The organism is Herbidospora cretacea (assembly GCF_001570605.1).
Lineage (GTDB): Bacteria > Actinomycetota > Actinomycetes > Streptosporangiales > Streptosporangiaceae > Herbidospora > Herbidospora cretacea.
In genome coordinates, this window is record NZ_BBXG01000008.1 from 386522 (window position 1) to 403238 (window position 16717).

7 protein-coding genes are annotated in these 16717 nt (G+C 72.8%); 3 read left to right on the plus strand and 4 right to left on the minus strand.

Annotated features, from left to right (window positions below):
- Positions 1-28 precede the first annotated feature (28 nt).
- Complete coding sequence (locus AW270_RS18635) at positions 29-649, plus strand: HNH endonuclease family protein (protein ID WP_061295923.1); 621 nt, start codon at positions 29-31, stop codon at positions 647-649.
- On the opposite strand, the gene AW270_RS18640 is transcribed toward AW270_RS18635, so the two are convergent.
- Together AW270_RS18640 and AW270_RS18645 are read right to left on the minus strand one after the other, a co-directional pair.
- Positions 640-5967, minus strand: coding sequence for a non-ribosomal peptide synthetase/MFS transporter (locus tag AW270_RS18640; protein ID WP_061295926.1), 5328 nt, complete (start codon positions 5965-5967; stop codon positions 640-642). The two genes, AW270_RS18635 and AW270_RS18640, sit on opposite strands and share 10 nt — an antisense overlap.
- The gene (locus tag AW270_RS18645) at positions 5964-12281 is read right to left on the minus strand and encodes a non-ribosomal peptide synthetase (RefSeq protein WP_061295929.1); all 6318 of its coding nucleotides are present in this window, start codon (positions 12279-12281) and stop codon (positions 5964-5966) included. Before AW270_RS18645 ends, AW270_RS18640 begins: the two co-directional genes overlap by 4 nt.
- A 65-nt stretch (positions 12282-12346) precedes the next feature.
- On the opposite strand from AW270_RS18645, the gene AW270_RS18650 reads away from it, so the two are divergent.
- Positions 12347-13663 carry a condensation domain-containing protein gene (locus AW270_RS18650; RefSeq protein WP_169807332.1) on the plus strand — a complete coding sequence of 439 codons (1317 nt, stop codon included), beginning with the start codon at positions 12347-12349 and terminating at the stop codon, positions 13661-13663.
- A 222-nt stretch (positions 13664-13885) separates the two neighbouring features.
- On the opposite strand, the gene gnd is transcribed toward AW270_RS18650, so the two are convergent.
- Both gnd and AW270_RS18660 read right to left on the minus strand, forming a co-directional pair.
- A complete protein-coding gene (gnd, locus tag AW270_RS18655) occupies positions 13886-15325 on the minus strand; it encodes an NADP-dependent phosphogluconate dehydrogenase (RefSeq protein ID WP_061295936.1) in 1440 nt (479 codons plus the stop codon).
- A gap of 26 nt (positions 15326-15351) precedes the next feature.
- Entirely contained in the window at positions 15352-16563 is a 1212-nt protein-coding gene (locus AW270_RS18660) for a TIGR03118 family protein (protein WP_061295940.1), read from the minus strand.
- Between AW270_RS18660 and AW270_RS42145 the strand changes: the two genes are divergently transcribed.
- Complete coding sequence (locus AW270_RS42145) at positions 16460-16690, plus strand: hypothetical protein (protein ID WP_369408994.1); 231 nt, start codon at positions 16460-16462, stop codon at positions 16688-16690. The two genes, AW270_RS18660 and AW270_RS42145, sit on opposite strands and share 104 nt — an antisense overlap.
- Positions 16691-16717 lie beyond the last annotated feature (27 nt).

Below are 16717 nucleotides of genomic sequence, written 5' to 3' on the forward strand. Positions count from 1 at the left end.
AGGTTCACAACCTCCCAAGGAGACCCCCGTGCGGCGTGCCCTGTCCTTAGGTGCGGCTTCGATCGCCACTCTCGCCCTGCTCTCCACCCCCGCCTCGGCCACCCCTCCGGGCATCCCCTCCTACGCCACCGCCGTCAGCCAGCTCAACGCCCTGACCGTGGCCGGCGAGGCCAACGCCGGCTCCTACAACCGCGACCTGTTCCCGCACTGGAGCACCGTCTCCGGGGCGTGCAACACCCGGGAGCAGGTGCTCAAGCGCGACGGCACCGGCGTCGTGGTCAACTCCTCCTGCGCCGCGACCTCCGGCAGCTGGTACTCGCCCTACGACGGCGCCACCTGGAGCAACGCGGCCGACGTCGACATCGACCACATGGTCCCGCTGTCGGAGGCCTGGAAGTCCGGCGCGAACGCCTGGACCACCAGCCGCCGCGAGCAGTTCGCCAACGACCTGTCGAGCCCCCAGCTCTGGGCCGTGACCGACAACGTCAACCAGTCGAAGGGCGACAAGGACCCGGCGGCGTGGAAGCCGTCGAGGACCGCCTTCTACTGCACCTACGCCAAGTCCTGGATCACCGTGAAGTACAAGTACTCCCTGAAGCTCCAGTCGGCGGAGAAGACGGCCCTCAACTCGATGCTCGGCTACTGCTGACCCCGCACCGCCAGGGGGCCGGTCCGTCCGGCCCCCTTCAGCATCTCCTGGCCGATCAGGTCGTCCGGGAGGGCGTCGGGGACCTGGTCGTCGAAGTACCAGAGCACCCGGATGAACCGGGACACCAGCACCGCCGTGGCCATGACCAGCGCGAACAGCACGTACATCAGCGCGATCCCGCGACCCTCGCCGGTGCCGATGACGAGCCCGACCGACCCGGCCAGCAGGCCCCCCTCGACCATCAGCGGTTCGAGCAGGGCGGTGCCGTAGGGGGCGACCAGGCCGTAGCCGAGGGGCAGGGTGGAGAAGGCGACGAGCTGGTTCAGCGCGAAGACCCGGCCGTGGAACCGCTGCGGCACCTTGACCTGGATGATCGTGTTGTAGATGCCGTTCAGCACGGTCAGTGAGAAGAACATCCCGAACACCCCGGCGGCGATCACGACGAGGCTCTCGTGCGCCCCCACCACGACCGCGCCCGCCGACAGCGCCACCGTCGACCAGAGCTGACCCCGCAGGCGGCGTCTGCGCGGGCCGCCCCAGATGGTCATGAGCAGGCCGCCGATGAAGACGCCCAGCCCGCCGGCGAAGGTGACCCGGCCGACGTCCTGGAGGTCGCCGAAGCTCAGCACGAGCGGCGAGACCAGCAGGAACAGCGGCGACATGAACAGGTTCACCACGGCGAAGAAGAGCAGCATGCTCCGGATGCCGCGGTTGCCCCACGTGAATCTCAGGCCGTTGACCAGCTCGGTGAGCAGCGGCTCGCGCCGCCGCCAGCCCATCGTCTTCGGGAACCTGACCAGCGTGACGGTGAGGATGGCGACCGAGTAGCTGACGACGTCGATGACCAGGATGCCGCCGAGCCCGACGACCGACATGAGCCCGGCCGCCGCCAGCGGCGGCACGAGGTTGGCCAGGCCGCCGACCATGCCCATGAGCCCGTTGGCGTGCCCGAGGAACCGTTTCGGCACGATCTGCGGGACCGAGGCGGCCCAGGCGACCCGCTGGAAGGTGAGCGCCAGCGAGAGCAGCACGAGCAGCGGGTAGACGTGCCAGACCAACAGGTTCCCGGTCCACACGAGCACGCCGAGCGCGAGCTGGGTGCCGCCCGCCGCGACGTCGCCGGCCAGGATGACCTTGCGCCGGTCGAACCGGTCGACGACCGCGCCCGCGAGCGGCGCGGCCAGCATCCCGGGCACCAGCGCCAGGACGGAGAACAGCGCGAAGTTCACCAGCGAGCCGGTGGTCATGTAGATCCACAGCGGCAGCGCGAACTCGGTGAGCGCCGTCCCGGTGATGGAGACGAGCTGCCCGGCGGCCAGCGCGGCGAAGCGCTTCATGCCCGGCTTCGGCCCGACGTGGATCTCCCGGGGCTCCTCTCCCCGGGGCGCGCCGAGGGTCGACAGGCCCTCCAGCCACCAGGTCTCCTCGCCGGTGGTCCTCTCCAGGGTCTCCGTCGTGCCGTCGCCGATGGCGCGGTGGGTGTGGGTGACGATGGTGGCCAGTTCGTCGTTGCGGTACTTCACGAAGTAGTGGGCGGCCTCGTCGAGCACCACGCAGGCGGTCGTCTCGGCCACGCAGTGCCATTCGCGGAAGCGTTCCTGGTAGTACTCCATCGCGGGGTCGCGCTCCCCCACCACCGCGATGACGGGGGCCGACAGGGGCGGCAGCTCCTGCTCGAAGACCTCGGTGAAGTACTCCTCGGCCTCCCGCGTGCCGGTCCTGCGGTTGGCCACGATGAGCTTGAGCTCCTCCTGATCGAACTCCGCGACGTCCAGACCGGCGGCCGACAGCGCGTTGATGCGGCCCTGGTCGCCGCCCAGCTCCTCCAGCCACTGGCCGACCCGGGAGAAGGGGCCCTTCGGGCGGGCGAAGGGGAACGCCCCGCCCAGGTAGACCGCCTCGGGGGCGCGCCCGGCCGCCTCCAGGTGGCGGGCCGCCTCGATGCTGATCATGCCGCCGAGGCCGCAGTGGCCGTACAGCACGATCGGGCCGGGGACCTTGGCGAGGATCTCCTCGGCGTACTCGCGGGCGACCTCCTTCATCGGTCGGGGTTCCTCGCCCAGTTCGTTGCCCGGCACGGCCAGCGAGAACAGCGCCCAGTCGGCGGGGAGTGCGTCGGCCAGGGGCTTGTAGATGATCGCGCTGCCGCCGCCGTAGGGGGCGCAGACGACCGAGGCCCTCACCGGCCGTGAGGGGGTCAGGCGGTGCAGCAGGCCCGCGCTCCCGCGTTCGGCGGAGGGGTCGAGGAGCCGGGCCAGGTCGCGGACGGTCGGGTGCTTGAACAGGTCGAGCAGGGTCGCGACGTGCCCGGCCTTGCGCAGCCGGGCGACGACCTGCATGGCCAGCAGCGAGTGGCCGCCGAGGTCGAAGAAGTCGTCGGTGACGCTGACCCGCTCCAGGCCCAGCACGGCGGCCCAGATCCCGGCGACGAGCTCCTCCAGCTCGGTCTCCGGGTCGGTGAACTCGGCCGTCGGCTCGACGACCGCCGCCGGGTCGGGCAGCGCGCCCCTGTCGACCTTGCCGTGGGACTTGAGCGGCAGGCGGTCGAGCCAGACGTACCGCGCCGGGACCATGTAGTCGGGCAGGCGGTCCTTGAGCCGGCTCCGCAGCGCGGCGGTGTCGCCGGTCCCGGCCAGGTAGGCGACCAGGCGCTGGTCCCTCAGCTCGACCACGGCCTGCGCGACGCCCTCGTAGGCGCCCAGCAGGGTCTCGATCTCGCCGAGTTCGACGCGGTAGCCCCGGACCTTGACCTGGAGGTCGCGGCGTCCGAGGAACTGGAGCTCGCCCGACTCCAGCCAGCGCCCCAGGTCGCCGGTCCGGTAGAGGCGGGCTCCGGGAGGGCCGTACGGATCGGGCACGAACTTCTCGGCGGTCAGCGCGGGGCGCCCGAGGTAGCCGCGGGCCAGGCGCGCGCCGCCGAGATGGATCTCGCCCGGCATGCCGATCGGGACCGGCCCGCCGTTGGCGTCGAGCAGGCGGACCGTCGCGCCCGGGAGCGGGCGGCCGATCGGGAGCAGGCCGCGTTCGGCGCCGACCTCGTGGGTGGTGACGCCGACGGTGGCCTCGGTGGGGCCGTAGTGGTTGACGACCCTGACTCGGGTGGCCAGTTCGGCGGCCCATTCGGCCGGGGCCGCCTCGCCGCCGAGGATGAGGAGCTTGCGGGGCAGCAGTTCGGCCGGCTCGGCCTCGGCCAGCAGCGCGGCCAGGTGGGAGGGGGTGATCTTGAGGTAGTCCGCCGGATAGATCTTGAAATATGCCGCCAGGTCGGGCGCGGCGGTCTTCGGCGGCAGCAGGTGCAGGCAGCCGCCGGTCATGAGGGACAGGTAGAAGACCGTGATGCCGAAGTCGAAGGCGAGCGACTGGAGCAGCGCGAACTCCGAGCCTGGCTCGACCGCGAACCGCTCGTGCACCCCGGCCAGGTAGACCAGCACCTCCCGGTGCTGCACCGCGACGCCCTTCGGGCGGCCGGTGGTCCCGGACGTGTAGATGACATAGGCCAGGTCGTCGGGGGTGACGCCGGTCTCCGGCGCGGTGTCGGCCCCGCCTCCGTCGAGGTGGATGCCGGTGACCCCCTCGGGCTGGAGCCCGGGGGTGGTCACCGCGAGGGTGATCCCGGCGTCCTCGACCATGTACGCGATCCGCGCCGCCGGCAGCTCCGGGTCCACCGGCACGTAGGCCGCCCCCGCCTTCAGCACGCCCAGGATCGCCACCGCGATGTCCACCGACTGCTCCAGGCAGACCGCGACCCGGTCACCGGGCCGCACGCCCCGGTCGAGCAGCCGCCGGGCCAGGTGGTTGGCCCGCCGGTCGAGCTCCCGGTAGGTGAGCGTGGCGTCGCCGAACACCACCGCGGCGGCGTCGGAGACCGTGACGACCTCGTGCAGCAGCGCCGCCTCCAGCGGCTTCGGCGGGGTCGACTCCCCGAACTCCAGCACCCTGGCCGCCTCGTCGGCGGGCAGCAGGTTCAGCGTGGAGATCCGGGCCCCGGGGTCGGCCGCGATCGACCGCAGCAGCGTCGCGAACGACCCGGCCAGCCGTTCGACCGTGGCCGGGCGGAACAGGTCCGTGCAGTAGATGAACGACGCGCCCATGCCCTCGGGGCCCTCGAAGAGGTAGAGGGCCAGGTCGAAGCGGGCGGCCGTCACCTCGGCCGAGAAGCCGGTGACCTTGACGACGTCGGCCCCGGCCGGGCCGGTCTGGTAGTTCTGCAGCGCGAACAGCACCTGGAAGATGGGCGTCCGGCTGACGTCGCGTTCGACGTTGAGCTCGTTGACGAGCTGGTCGAACGGGAGTTCCTGGTGGGAGAAGGCGTCGAGCGCGGAGTCCTTCACCCGGTCGAGCAGCTCGGTGAAGGCCGGGTCGCCGTCGAGGTCGGCGCGCATGGCGAGGGTGTTGACGAACATCCCCACCAGCCCGTCGAGCTCGGGCTGGCCGCGCCCGCTGACGGGGGTGCCGATGGCGAAGTCGTCCTGCCCCGACCAGCGGCCCAGCAGCACCTGGAGCGCGGTCAGGAAGATCATGTACGGCGTCGCCCCGCGCGCGCTGCCCATCTCGGTCAGCGCGGCCACCAGGTCGGCGTCGAGCCGGAAGGCGTGCTCGGCGCCCTTGGCGCTCTGCTCGGGCGGCCGGGGCAGGTCGGTGGGCAGGTCGAGCGGCGGCACGTGCGCGAGCCGGTCGCGCCAGTAGTCGATGTCGGCCTGGCCGACCCTGCCGCGCTGCCAGAGGGCGTAGTCGCCGTACTGGATCGGGAGGGGGGCCAGGTCCCGTCCGGCGACGCGGCTGAGGATGTCGCCGAGCAGCACGTCGCCCGACCAGCCGTCGGTGACGGTGTGGTGGGCGGCGAGCTGGAGCACGTGCTGGTCGGGGGCGAGCCGGACGAGCGTGGCCCGCAGCAGCGGCCCGGTGGCCAGGTCGAAGGGCCTGGCCAGCTCGGCCGAGATGAGCCGCCGGGCCTCCTCGGCGGTCTCCGCCTCGCGGACGGTCAGGTCGACGGTGGGCTCGTCGTCGATGACGAGCTCCGGCAGGCCGTCGTCGCTGGTGGTGAACCGGGTGCGCAGGGTCTCGTGGCGGGCCGTGACCTCCAGGAGCGCGTCGGCGATCTGGTCGGCGGTCAGCTCGCCCTCCAGCCAGACCGCGAACGGGACCGTGTAGGCGGTGGTCCCCGGCCGGTACTGCTCCAGGAACCAGAGCCGTTCCTGCGCGTGCGAGAGCGGCGGGACGACGCCCGGCTCCCGGGGCGTGATGACGGCCTTGGCGGTGCGGCGGCGGAGCCGCTGCTGGATGAGGGCCCGCTTGGCGGCGGAGAGGTCCTGGGTCATGACTCCTCCAGCAGCGCGAGCGCCTCGTCGTCGGACAGGTCGCCGAGCTCGGCCAGCAGCAGGTCCTCGACCGCCTGGCCGAGGGTCTCGACGGTGGTGCAGGTGAAGAGCGTCCGGATCGGCACGGCGACGCCGACCGTGCTCTCCAGCCGCGCCGCCACCCGGACGGCCAGCAGCGAGTGGCCGCCGAGCTGGAAGAAGTCGTCGAACGCGCCGATCCCCTCGATGCCGAGGAGCTCACTCCAGACGTCGCCGACCAGCGCCTCGGCGTCGGTGCGGGGCGCGACGAAGCTCGCCTGCCGCTGCGGTTCGGGTTCGGGCAGCGCGAGCCGGTCGAGCTTGCCGTTCGGGGTGAGCGGCAGCGCGTCCATCGGGACGTACACACTGGGCACGTAACCGGCCGGGAGCCGCTCGACCAGCTCCTCCCGCAGGCCCGTGCTTCTTCCCACCGTGTACGCGACCAGCACGTCCCCCTTGATCGCGACGGCCGCCCTGGTGACGCCGTCGAGGCTTTCGAGCACCGACTCGACCTCGCCGAGCTCGATGCGGTGGCCGCGCAGTTTGACCTGGTCGTCGTTGCGGCCGAGGAACTCGAGGGTGCCGTCCCAGGTCCAGCGGACCAGGTCACCGGTCCGGTAGACGCCGCCGGTGAACCGTTCGGCGGTCAGCTCCGGCCGGTGCAGGTAGCCGTCGGCCAGCCCGAGCCCGCCGATGACCAGCTCACCGGGGGCGCGCGGCGGCACGGGGTTGAGCCCGGCGTCGACGACCGCGACGGTGGTGTTGCCGATCGGACGGCCGATCGAGATCTCCCCCGGATCGTCGGGGACCTCCCAGGCGGTCGACCAGATGGTGGTCTCGGTCGGGCCGTAGACGTTCACCAGCCTGCCGGTCCTGGCCTTGAGCTCCCTGGCCAGCCCCGGCGGCAGCGCCTCCCCGCCGACGAGCGCGGTGACCCGCGGCATGTCCCCCTCCAGCAGCACCCGCCAGCCCGACGGGGTCGCCTGGACGTGGGTGACCCCCGCCTCGGAGATCCGCCGCGCGAGCGCCTGCCCGTCGAGCGCGATGGCGGGATCGGCGACGACGATCCGGCCGCCGGTGACGAGGGGCAGGTAGAGCTCCAGCCCGGAGATGTCGAAGGACAGCGACGTCAGCGCGAGCCAGACGTCGTCGGACGTCGACCCGAGAAGCTCCCGCATCGACACGAGGAAGTTCAGCAGCGCCCGATGGGGAACGACGACGCCCTTCGGCCTGCCGGTCGACCCGGAGGTGTAGAGGACGTAAGCGGGATCACCCGGCAGCGGCCCGGCCGGCATGTCGTGATCCAGGCGTGAGCCGGTCTCCGGAGTGTCCAGACGGATGACAGGCAGGTCTCCGCTCCCCCACGGCTCGCGGTCGGCCAGCAGGACCTTGGGCCGGGCGTCGTCCAGGACGAAGGCGATCCGCGCCTCCGGGTAGGCGGGGTCGAGGGGCAGGTAGGCCGCGCCCGTCCTCATCACCGCGAGCATCCCGGTCAGCGCCCGGGTCGATCGTTCGGCCAGGATGGCGACGATGTCGCCGCGGCCCACTCCCAGAGCGGTCAGTTCCCCGGCGAGCGCGTCGGCCGACGACAGCAGGTCGCGGTAGGTGAGGTCGCCGACCGCGATGCGGTCGCTCGGCTCGATCAGGTCGAGCAGGGTGCCTTCGGGGAGGGGGAGTTCGGGGCCCGCGCCCCACTCGGACAGGGCCGCGTCGTCCTCCGGAGTGCGCATCGTGAGGGCCGACAGCGGGGTGGCGGGGTCCTCGGCGATCTCGTGCAGGCAGGCGACGAGGCGCTGGGCGAAGCGTTCGACGGTGGAGGTGTCGAAGAGGGCCAGGTCGTAGTCGAAGACGAAGTTCAGGCCCTCGGCGACCGGCCAGACCGTGAGGGTCAGGTCGAAGGCGGTCTTGATCGCGCCGGCGTCGTAGGGCTCGTGGCGCAGGCCGCCGAAGGTCTCGGGCAGGGCCCCCTCGGCCGTGTGGCTGTGCAGGATGAGCATGGTCTGGAACAGGGCCGACTGGCCGAGGTCGCGGCGCACGCCCAGGACCGACTTGAGGCGTTCGACCGGGACGTCCTGGTGGGCCAGGGCGTCGACGAGCGTGGCCCACGTCCGGCGCAGGAGTTCGTCGAAGCCGGGGTCGCCGCTCAGGTCGGCGCGCAGGACCAGCGTGTGGGCCAGGTAGCCGATCACCGACTCCAGTTCGACGCGCTCGCGGGCGGCCGTCGGGGAGCCGATCGCGAAGTCGTGCTGGCCGGTGTGCCGCGACAGGACCGCCTGGTAGGCGGCGAGCAGGACCATGAAGAGGGTCGCGCCGCCGTCGCGGCCGATGGCCTCCAGCCGGGCGACCAGATCGGCGGGCACCTGGACGCTCAGCTCGGCCCCGATCCGAGCGCCGTCGAGCGGGCGGGGGCGGTCGAGGGGGAGCTCCAGGGCCGGGACCCCGGACAGCTTCTCCTTCCAGTGGGCCAGCGCCGCCGCGCCCTCGTCGAGGGCCTCGCGCCGCAGCTGCCACAGGGACACGTCGCCGGCCTGCACCGGGAGCGGCGGGAGTTCCCGGCCCTCGTACAGGGCCGCGAGCTCGGTGATCATCACGTTGACCGAGTAGCCGTCGGCGACGATGTGGTGCATCGCGACGCAGACCACGTGGTCGTCGGGGGTGATCTGGATGAGGGTCGCCCGGACGGGCGGTGCCGCCGCCAGGTCGAACGGGGTGTTGACCAGTTCGGCGCAGAAGTCGGCGACCGCGTCCTCCGGCAGGGCCACCCACTCGATCACGCCGCCGCCGGGCGGGTCGATGACCAGCCGGGGCTGCCCGTCGTCGGCGGGGAAGCGGGTGCGCAGGGACTCGTGCCGGTCGACCAGCGCGCGGTAGGCCTCGGCGAAGCGGGCCGCGTCGAGGGGGCCGCGCAGGCGGCGGGCCAGGTACATGTTGCTGGACGCGTCGCCGGGGTCGAAGTGGTCCATGAACCACAGGCGCTCCTGCGCCGCCGACAGCGGCACCCGGGTGCCGGGTTCGCGGGGCTCCAGCGGCACCACGCCGGGGTCGGTCCCGATGGCGGCGGCCAGCCCGGCGACGGTCGGGTGGGCGAACAGCGCCCGGACGGGCACCGGCACGCCGAACGCCTTCGACAGCAGCGCCGCCGCGCGCGGGGCCAGCAGCGACCGGCCGCCGAGGGCGAAGAAGTCGTCGTCGGCGCCGACGTCGTCCACGCCGACGACCTGGCCGAAGACGCGGGCGATGCGGCGTTCGGCGGCGGTCTCGGGGGCCCGGTGCGTGCGGGTCACCGGGACGGCCTCGACCCGGGGAGCGGTGGCCAGCCCCTCGGCCCGCCAGGCCGCCCCGCCGAGGGTGACGCCGGGGAACAGCAGCTCGGACAGGGGCCGGTCGGGGGTGGCCGCGACGGCGGTGAGCAGGCCGGTGAGGCGGGCGGCCAGCGCCTCGACGCGGGCGGCGTCGAACAGGGCCGCGTCGTAGGTGAGGTCGAGTGTCAGCGCGTCGCCCGAGCGCCAGGCCTCGACGGCGAGGTCGTGCCGGGCCGGGACGTGGTCGAGGGGGAAGACGCCCTCGGGCCGGTCGTCGAGGGTCAGCATGGTCTGGAACAGCGGGCTCTGGCCGAGGTCGCGGCCGAGGTCGAGTTCGGCGAGCAGGCGCTCGACCGGGACCTCCTCGTCGGCCATCGCGGCCAGCACGGTCGCCCGCGCCCTGGCCAGCAGCCCGGCGAACGTGGGGTCGCCCGACAGGTCGGCCCGCAGGACCAGGACGTTGCCGAGGCGGCCGAACACCGGCTCCAGCTCGACCCGGCCCCGGCCCGCCGTGGGGGCGCCGACGGCGAAGTCGTGCAGGCCCGTCTCGGCCGACAGCACCGCCTGGTAGGCGGCCAGGAGCACGGTGAACAGGGTGGTGCCCTGGCTCTGGGCGAGGGTCTCCAGCGGGGGGATCGGCAGTTCCGTCCGGACGACCGCGCCCCTTCTGGACGCGACGGCGGGGCGGGGCCGGTCGGCGGGCAGGTTGAGCACCGGCAGACCGGCGAGCCGGTCGCGCCAGCGGGCGAGCGCGTCGGCTCCGAGGCCGGCGGCCTCCCGGCCGCGCTGCCAGGCCACCACGTCGCCGTGCTGGACCGCCGGAGGCTCCCGATCCTCGGCGAGGTCCTGGGCCAGGACGTCGATCGACCACTCGTCCGCGACGATGCCGTGGAAGACCACGCAGAGCACGTGCTCACCGGCCACCCGCACCAGCGCGGCCCGCACGGGCGGCGCGGCGGCCAGGTCGAACGGGGCGTTGACCCGCGCCGACAGCAGCGCCCTGGCCTCCTCCTCGCTCGCGGCGGTGAGACGTTCCAGCGGCAGCGGGAAGCGCTCCTCGACGACCGCGACCGGGCGGCCGTCGGCGTCGGGGAAGCGGGTGCGCAAGGCCTCGTGCCGGTCGACGGCCCGCTGGAGGGCGGCCTCCAGGGCGTTTCCCAGGGCGTCGGGGTCGGTGTGGCCGGGCAGGCGGCGGGTCAGGTGCAGGTTCCACGACGCGTCGCCGGGGTCGAAGCGGTGCAGGAACCAGAGGCGCTCCTGCGCGGGCGACAGCAGCACCGGCGACCCGGCGGGCCGGGGCTCCAGCGGCACCGACACGGTGTCGAGCCCGTCGAGGACCGCCGCCAGCGCCTCCACGGTGGGCGCGCCGAACAGCTCCCGGACGGGGATCTCCACCCCGAGCCGCCGCGTGAGCCGCGCGGTGACCTTGGTCGCCAGCAGCGAGTGGCCGCCGACGGCGAAGAAGTCGGCCTCCGCGCCGACCCGGTCGATCCCGAGCACCTCGGCGAACGCCTCGGCGACGACGCGTTCGGTGGCGGTCCGGGGCGCGATCTCCCCGGTGCCCCGGACCGGCGCGGGGAGGGCCAGCCGGTCGACCTTGCCGTTGGGCGTCAGCGGAAGGGCGTCGAGCGGGACGACGACCGACGGCACCATGTACGCGGGCAAACGCTCTCTCAGCGCCGCCGGAAGATCGCCGTGACCGTCGCCGACCACGTAGGCCACCAGGACCTCGTCGTGGACCGCCACGACCGCCTGCCGGACGCCGTCGAGCTCCTCCAGCACGGTCTCGATCTCGCCCAGCTCGATCCGGTGTCCCCGGAGCTTGACCTGGGTGTCGGCGCGGCCGAGGAAGTCGAGCCCGCCGTCGTCGCGGCGGCGGACCAGGTCGCCGGTCCGGTAGAGGCGCTCGCCGCGCGCCGCCGGGACGAACCGCTCGGCGGTCAGCGCGGGCCGGTGGAGGTAGCCGTCGGCGACGCCGAGACCGCCGATGTAGAGCTCGCCCTCCTCGACCGGGCGCATGTCGTCGTCGAGGACGTGCACGGTCGTGTTGAGGATCGGGGTGCCGATGCTCACCGAGGCCGGGTTCCTCGGCACCTCCCAGGCCGTCGACCAGATCGTGGTCTCGGTCGGGCCGTAGACGTTGATCAGCCGGGCGCAGCGGGCGGCGAGCCTGCGGGCCAGGGGCAGCGGCAGGGCCTCGCCGCCGACCAGGCCGGTGACCCGCGGGACGCCGCCGTCGAGCAGCACCCGCCAGCCCGACGGGGTCGCCTGGACGTGGGTCACGCCCTCCCGCTCGATCAGGTCGCGCAGGAGCGCGCCGTCGCGGGAGGTGGCGGCGTCGGCGACCACGACCCGCCCGCCGGTGACGAGGGGGAGGTAGAGCTCCAGGCCGGAGATGTCGAAGGAGAGCGACGTGAGCGCGAGCCACACGTCGTCCTCGCCGGCGTCGAGGAGGTCGCGCATGGCGTACAGGAAGTTGAGCAGGGCCCGGTGGGAGATGACGACGCCCTTCGGGCGTCCGGTCGAGCCGGAGGTGTAGAGCACGTAGGCCCGGGAGCCCCGGCGCCGGACCGCTTCGCCGTGGCCGGCCGTCGCGCCGTCGACCTCGACCACCGGTCCCGTGAACCCCGGGAGTCCTGCGCGGAGATGCGGCCTGGTCAAGGCGGCCGCAGCCCCGGAGTCCTCCAGGACCATCGCGATCCGGGCGGCGGGGTAGCCCGGATCGATGGGTAAGTAGGCCGCTCCGGCCTTGAGCGCGCCGAGTAACGCGACGACCATCTCCGCCGATCTGTCGACGTAGAGGGCGACCAGGTCGCCGGGGTTCACGCCGGCGTCGGCGAGGCGCCGGGCCACGCCTCGGGCGGCGGCGTCGAGGTCGCCGTAGGTCAGCGTGCGGTCCCCGCACACCACCGCGACCCGGCCGGGCGACGCTTCCGCGTGGGCCTCGAAGAGGTCCAGGAAGGCCGGGACGTCCGTCAGGGTGGTATCGATCATGCAGCCATCTCCCAGGGATGAAACAGGACTTCTCCGCGATCATGGACGTGGGCCACAATCGCGGGATGACAGTGCCCGAACAGGCCGACAAGCGCCGCGCCCTCGTGGCCAAGCTGCTGGCGCGCAAGGCCGCCCCGCAGGGGGTCACCCCGGTTCCGCGGGACGGCGGCCCGCTCCCCTGCTCCCACGAACAGCGCCGCATCTGGCTCGCCCAGCAGTCCGACCCGGGCGCCGCGCCCAACGTGACGCTGGGCGTGGCCCTCTCGGGGCCGCTGGACCTCGCCCGGCTGGCCGGCGCGTTCGCCGCGCTGATCCGGCGGCACGAGGTGTTCCGGACGACGTACACGGAGGTGCCCGAGCAGGTGGTCCACGCGGCGCTGCCCGCGCCGCTGGAGTACCTGGACCTCGCCGGGCTGCCCGAACAGGCGGCCCTGGACCTGGCGCTGGCCAGGAGCGGTGAGCGCTTCCCGGTCGGGACCGGGCCGCTGCTGCGGCTGACCGTCTTCCGGGTGGGCCACGAGGAGCACCGGCTGTTCCTGGTCTGTCACCACATCGCCGCCGACGGCGGCTCGCTGGGCATCGTCGCCGACGACCTCGCCGCGCTCTACTCGGGCCTGGACCGGCCGGAACCGCAGATCCAGTACGCCGACTACGCCGTCTGGTCGGTGCGCCGCGCCGAGACGAGGATCGAGGAGAGGCTCCCCTACTGGACCGAGCTGCTGAGCGGCGCGCCCGGCCCGCTCTTCGAGGGTGGCGGCGACAGGGGCGAGCGGGCCGGCGCGACGGCGGCCTTCCGGGTCGGCCGGGAGACGGTCGACCGGCTGCGGCGCCTGGGCGACGGGGCCACCACGCCGTTCGTGGCGCTCTGCGCGGCCTACCTGACGCTGCTCCAGCGGATGACCGGCCGCCGGGACCTGGTCACCGGCATCGTGGCGGCCTCGCGCACCCGCCGGGAGCTGGAACAGGTCGTCGGCACGTTCGTGAACATGCTCCCGCTGCGCGTCGCGCTGCCCGCCGGGCAGGGGTTCGCCGCGCTGCTCACCCAGGTGAGGGAGGCCGCGGCGGGGGCGCTGGCCAACGAGATCCCCTTCGACACCCTGGTCTCGCGGGCGGGCGTGGCCCGGATCCCGGGCGTGCATCCGGTGTTCCAGACGTCGTTCATCCACCGGGACGACCCCCGGCCGCCCGCCACCTGGGAGGGCCTGACGGCCCGCGTCTGGGACCACGAGGTCGACGACGCCGCGCTCGACCTGATGCTGACCGCGACCCCGCGCGGCGACGAGTACGAGCTCGCCTTCACCGGCAAGCTTGACCGATTCTCCGCAGGTCAGGTCAAGGAGCTGCCGGTCGTCTTCCGCGGGTTGCTCGACGAACTTCGCTGACGGGCCCGGCACCCGCGCATTGGATCACGCCGGAACGGGCGGGCGGTACCCGCGTCTCACTGGCCGGTCCAGTCTTCAAAGCCCGAATGGCAGAAATAGACAAGACGGGCCGGTACCCGGATCGCCGGGTGGGGCGTGGCGCGCGCCGCCCGTTTCCCACCCGGCGATCCGAGACGGGGTCAGGGGGCCGGTGGTCAGGTCACCGGCACCCCGTGAGGTTCCTTACGACTGCTGGCTCTCCAAGCGGTCGCCGCTCCAGTCGGTGTGGTACACCCCCTCGCGGTCGACGCGGTTGTAGGTGTGCGCGCCGAAGAAGTCACGCAGGCCCTGGATCAGGGCCGCCGGCAGGCGGTCGCGGCGCAGGCCGTCGTAGTAGGCCAGCGCCGAGGAGAACCCGGGCGTCGGGACGCCGATCGAGGCGGCCGTGGAGACGACCCGCCGCCAGGCGCCCTGCGCCTCGGCCAGGGCCTCGGCGAAGGACGGCGAGGCCAGCAGCGTCGGCAGCGCCGGGTCCTTGGCGTAGGCGTCGCGGATCCGGTCGAGGAACCGGGCGCGGATGATGCAGCCGCCGCGCCAGATCGTGGCCATGTCGCCGAGCTTGAGGTCCCAGCCGAACTCCTTGGAGGCGGCGGCCATCTGGTCGAAGCCCTGGGCGTACGCCACGATCTTCGAGGCGAGCAGGGCCTGCCGGACGTCGTCCACCAGGGAGTAGTTCGGCGCCGAGCCGATCGGGCCCTCCAGGTCGCGGGCCGCCTGGCGACGGGTCACGTCACCCGACAGGCCGCGCGCGAACACCGCCTCGGCGATGCCGGTGACCGGCACGCCGAGTTCGAGGGCGTTCTGGACGGTCCAGCGCCCGGTGCCCTTCTGCTCGGCGCGGTCGGCCACGACGTCGACGAACGGACGTCCCGTCTTGGCGTCGACGTGGCCGAGCACCTCGGCGGTGATCTCGATCAGGTACGACTCCAGGTCGCCCCGGTTCCACTCGGTGAAGATCTCCGCCAGCTCGCCCGGGGTGCGGCCGAGGGCCTGCCGGAGCAGGTCGTAGGCCTCCGCGATGAGCTGCATGTCGGAGTATTCGATGCCGTTGTGGACCATCTTCACGAAGTGGCCCGCGCCGTCGGCGCCGACGTGGACGCAGCAGGGCACCCCGTCGACCTTCGCCGAGATGTCCTCCAGGATGGGGCCGAGCGACCGGTAGGCCTCCGGCGACCCGCCCGGCATGATGCTGGGGCCGTTGAGCGCGCCCTCCTCGCCACCGGAGATGCCGGTGCCGACGAAGTGGATGCCGCGCTCCTTCAGCGCGGCCTCGCGCCGGCGGGTGTCGGTGAACAGGGCGTTCCCACCGTCGACGATCATGTCGCCGGGTTCCATGTGGGCCGCCAGGTCCTCGATCACGGCGTCGGTCGACGGACCGGCCTTCACCATGATGATCGCCTTACGGGGCTTCGTGAGCGACGCCACGAACTCCGCCGTCGTGCCCGTCGGGACGAACGCACCCTCTCCGGCGTGGTTCTCGACGAGCTCCTGGGTCTTGCTCTCGGTGCGGTTGTGCACCGCGACGACGTATCCGTGGTGGGCCAGGTTCCTGGCGAGGTTCCGGCCCATTACCGCAAGGCCCGTCACCCCGATGTCCGCCGTGCCCAAAACGTTCTTGTCCATGCGCCGCTCCTATCCTTCCGGGCAGCTCAGTAACCGTAATTGCCGCCCGCTGACGACGTCGGCGCAGTGCTCGCCGACGGTTTGGGCGTCGCCGTCGCCGCCGGCGACGACGCCGACCCGGCGCCGGGCAGCGGCCCGGCGTCCGACGGCCTCAGCACGCCGAGGAGGCCGTGCTGGGCCTTGTCGATGCCCGCCGCGAACCATACAGAGTTCTCTCCGCCGTTCGTCGCGGTGCCCGGCTCCAGATCCCACAGACCTTCCAGCACGATCGGCTGGCCGTTGGACTGCCGCAGCGCGCCGAGGTATCGGCCCGAACGTGCGTTGAAGGCGTTGACCTGCCCATCTCCGAAATTACCCACCAGAACGGCACCGGCCAAGGCGCCGAATCCCCGCGGCGCGCGGATCATCGCCCACGGCGCGTTGAGCGCGCCGCGCTGGGCGAAGCGGCCGAGATAGCGGCCGTTGGCGGAGAACCGCGAGACGAAGCCGAGACCCCGCCCGGGGACGGCCTTGCCGGTGGTGGCGTCGCGCTTGGCGTACGCGACCATGATCACGTTACCGACGACCTCGACGTTGAACGGCGCGTAGTCGCGGGGCATCCGGGGGTCGCGGAACTGCGAGTGGGTCAGCCTCACGCGGTCGAACTCGGCGTCGTAGACGTGGATCCGGCCGTGCGAGAATGAGGGGGCCAGCAGGAACGCCCCCTTGTTGGTGTTCATCACCGCCAGGCCCTTGTAGTCGGCGTTCTTCGTGAACGCCGCGATCGCCGCGTTCTTCGGGTTGACCTCCGCGTTCCATGCCGTGATCGCCCCCGAGGGGCTGGCGAAGATGAAGGTCGCGGGCTTGTCCTTGATCAGGAACTCGTCCTGCGACATGTTGACGACCTGTCCGGTCGGCGTGCCGCCCGGAATCGCGACCTCGGTCTGCTCCTTCTTGGCGTTGCCGGAGTAGACGGTGGCGACACCGGTGCCGGCGCCGGAGACCCACAGAGTCTTGCCCATCGCCAGGCCCCAGGGGTTCACCAGCTTGGGGTCGGTGACGGGAGCCTTGCCGGGCACGTCCGACACCAGGTTGACCTGGGCATAGCGGTTGGACGCGCTCTTGGCCGCGGGCTTCGCGGCGGGCTTGGCGGCGGTGACTGGCTTGGCCTGCGGGGCCGTCTGGGCGCTGGCGGGGATGCTCAGGGGGGTGCTCAGAACGAGCGTCCCGGCGGTGAGCACGGCGACGCGTGAACGCATCTGGTGGTCTCCTTCGAGGGCCTTCTCGGTTCATGACCTAAGGTGCTGGAGGTTCGCGAACTCCCCTTACGGGCGGAGATACGCGGGGGTCACCGAGAGGGTTCAGGGGAATATCACCGGTCTATAAACCCAGTAAAAGGGTAGGGTTTGTCGA

Excerpts from the sequence above, each read along its gene's own strand:
- AW270_RS18660 (WP_061295940.1), bottom strand. The coding sequence starts at position 16,563 with ATGCGTTCACGCGTCGCCGTGCTCACCGCCGGGACGCTCGTTCTGAGC.
- AW270_RS18640 (WP_061295926.1), bottom strand. The coding sequence starts at position 5,967 with ATGACCCAGGACCTCTCCGCCGCCAAGCGGGCCCTCATCCAGCAGCGG.
- gnd (WP_061295936.1), bottom strand. The coding sequence starts at position 15,325 with ATGGACAAGAACGTTTTGGGCACGGCGGACATCGGGGTGACGGGCCTT.
- AW270_RS18650 (WP_169807332.1), top strand. The coding sequence starts at position 12,347 with ATGACAGTGCCCGAACAGGCCGACAAGCGCCGCGCCCTCGTGGCCAAG.
- AW270_RS18645 (WP_061295929.1), bottom strand. The coding sequence starts at position 12,281 with ATGATCGATACCACCCTGACGGACGTCCCGGCCTTCCTGGACCTCTTC.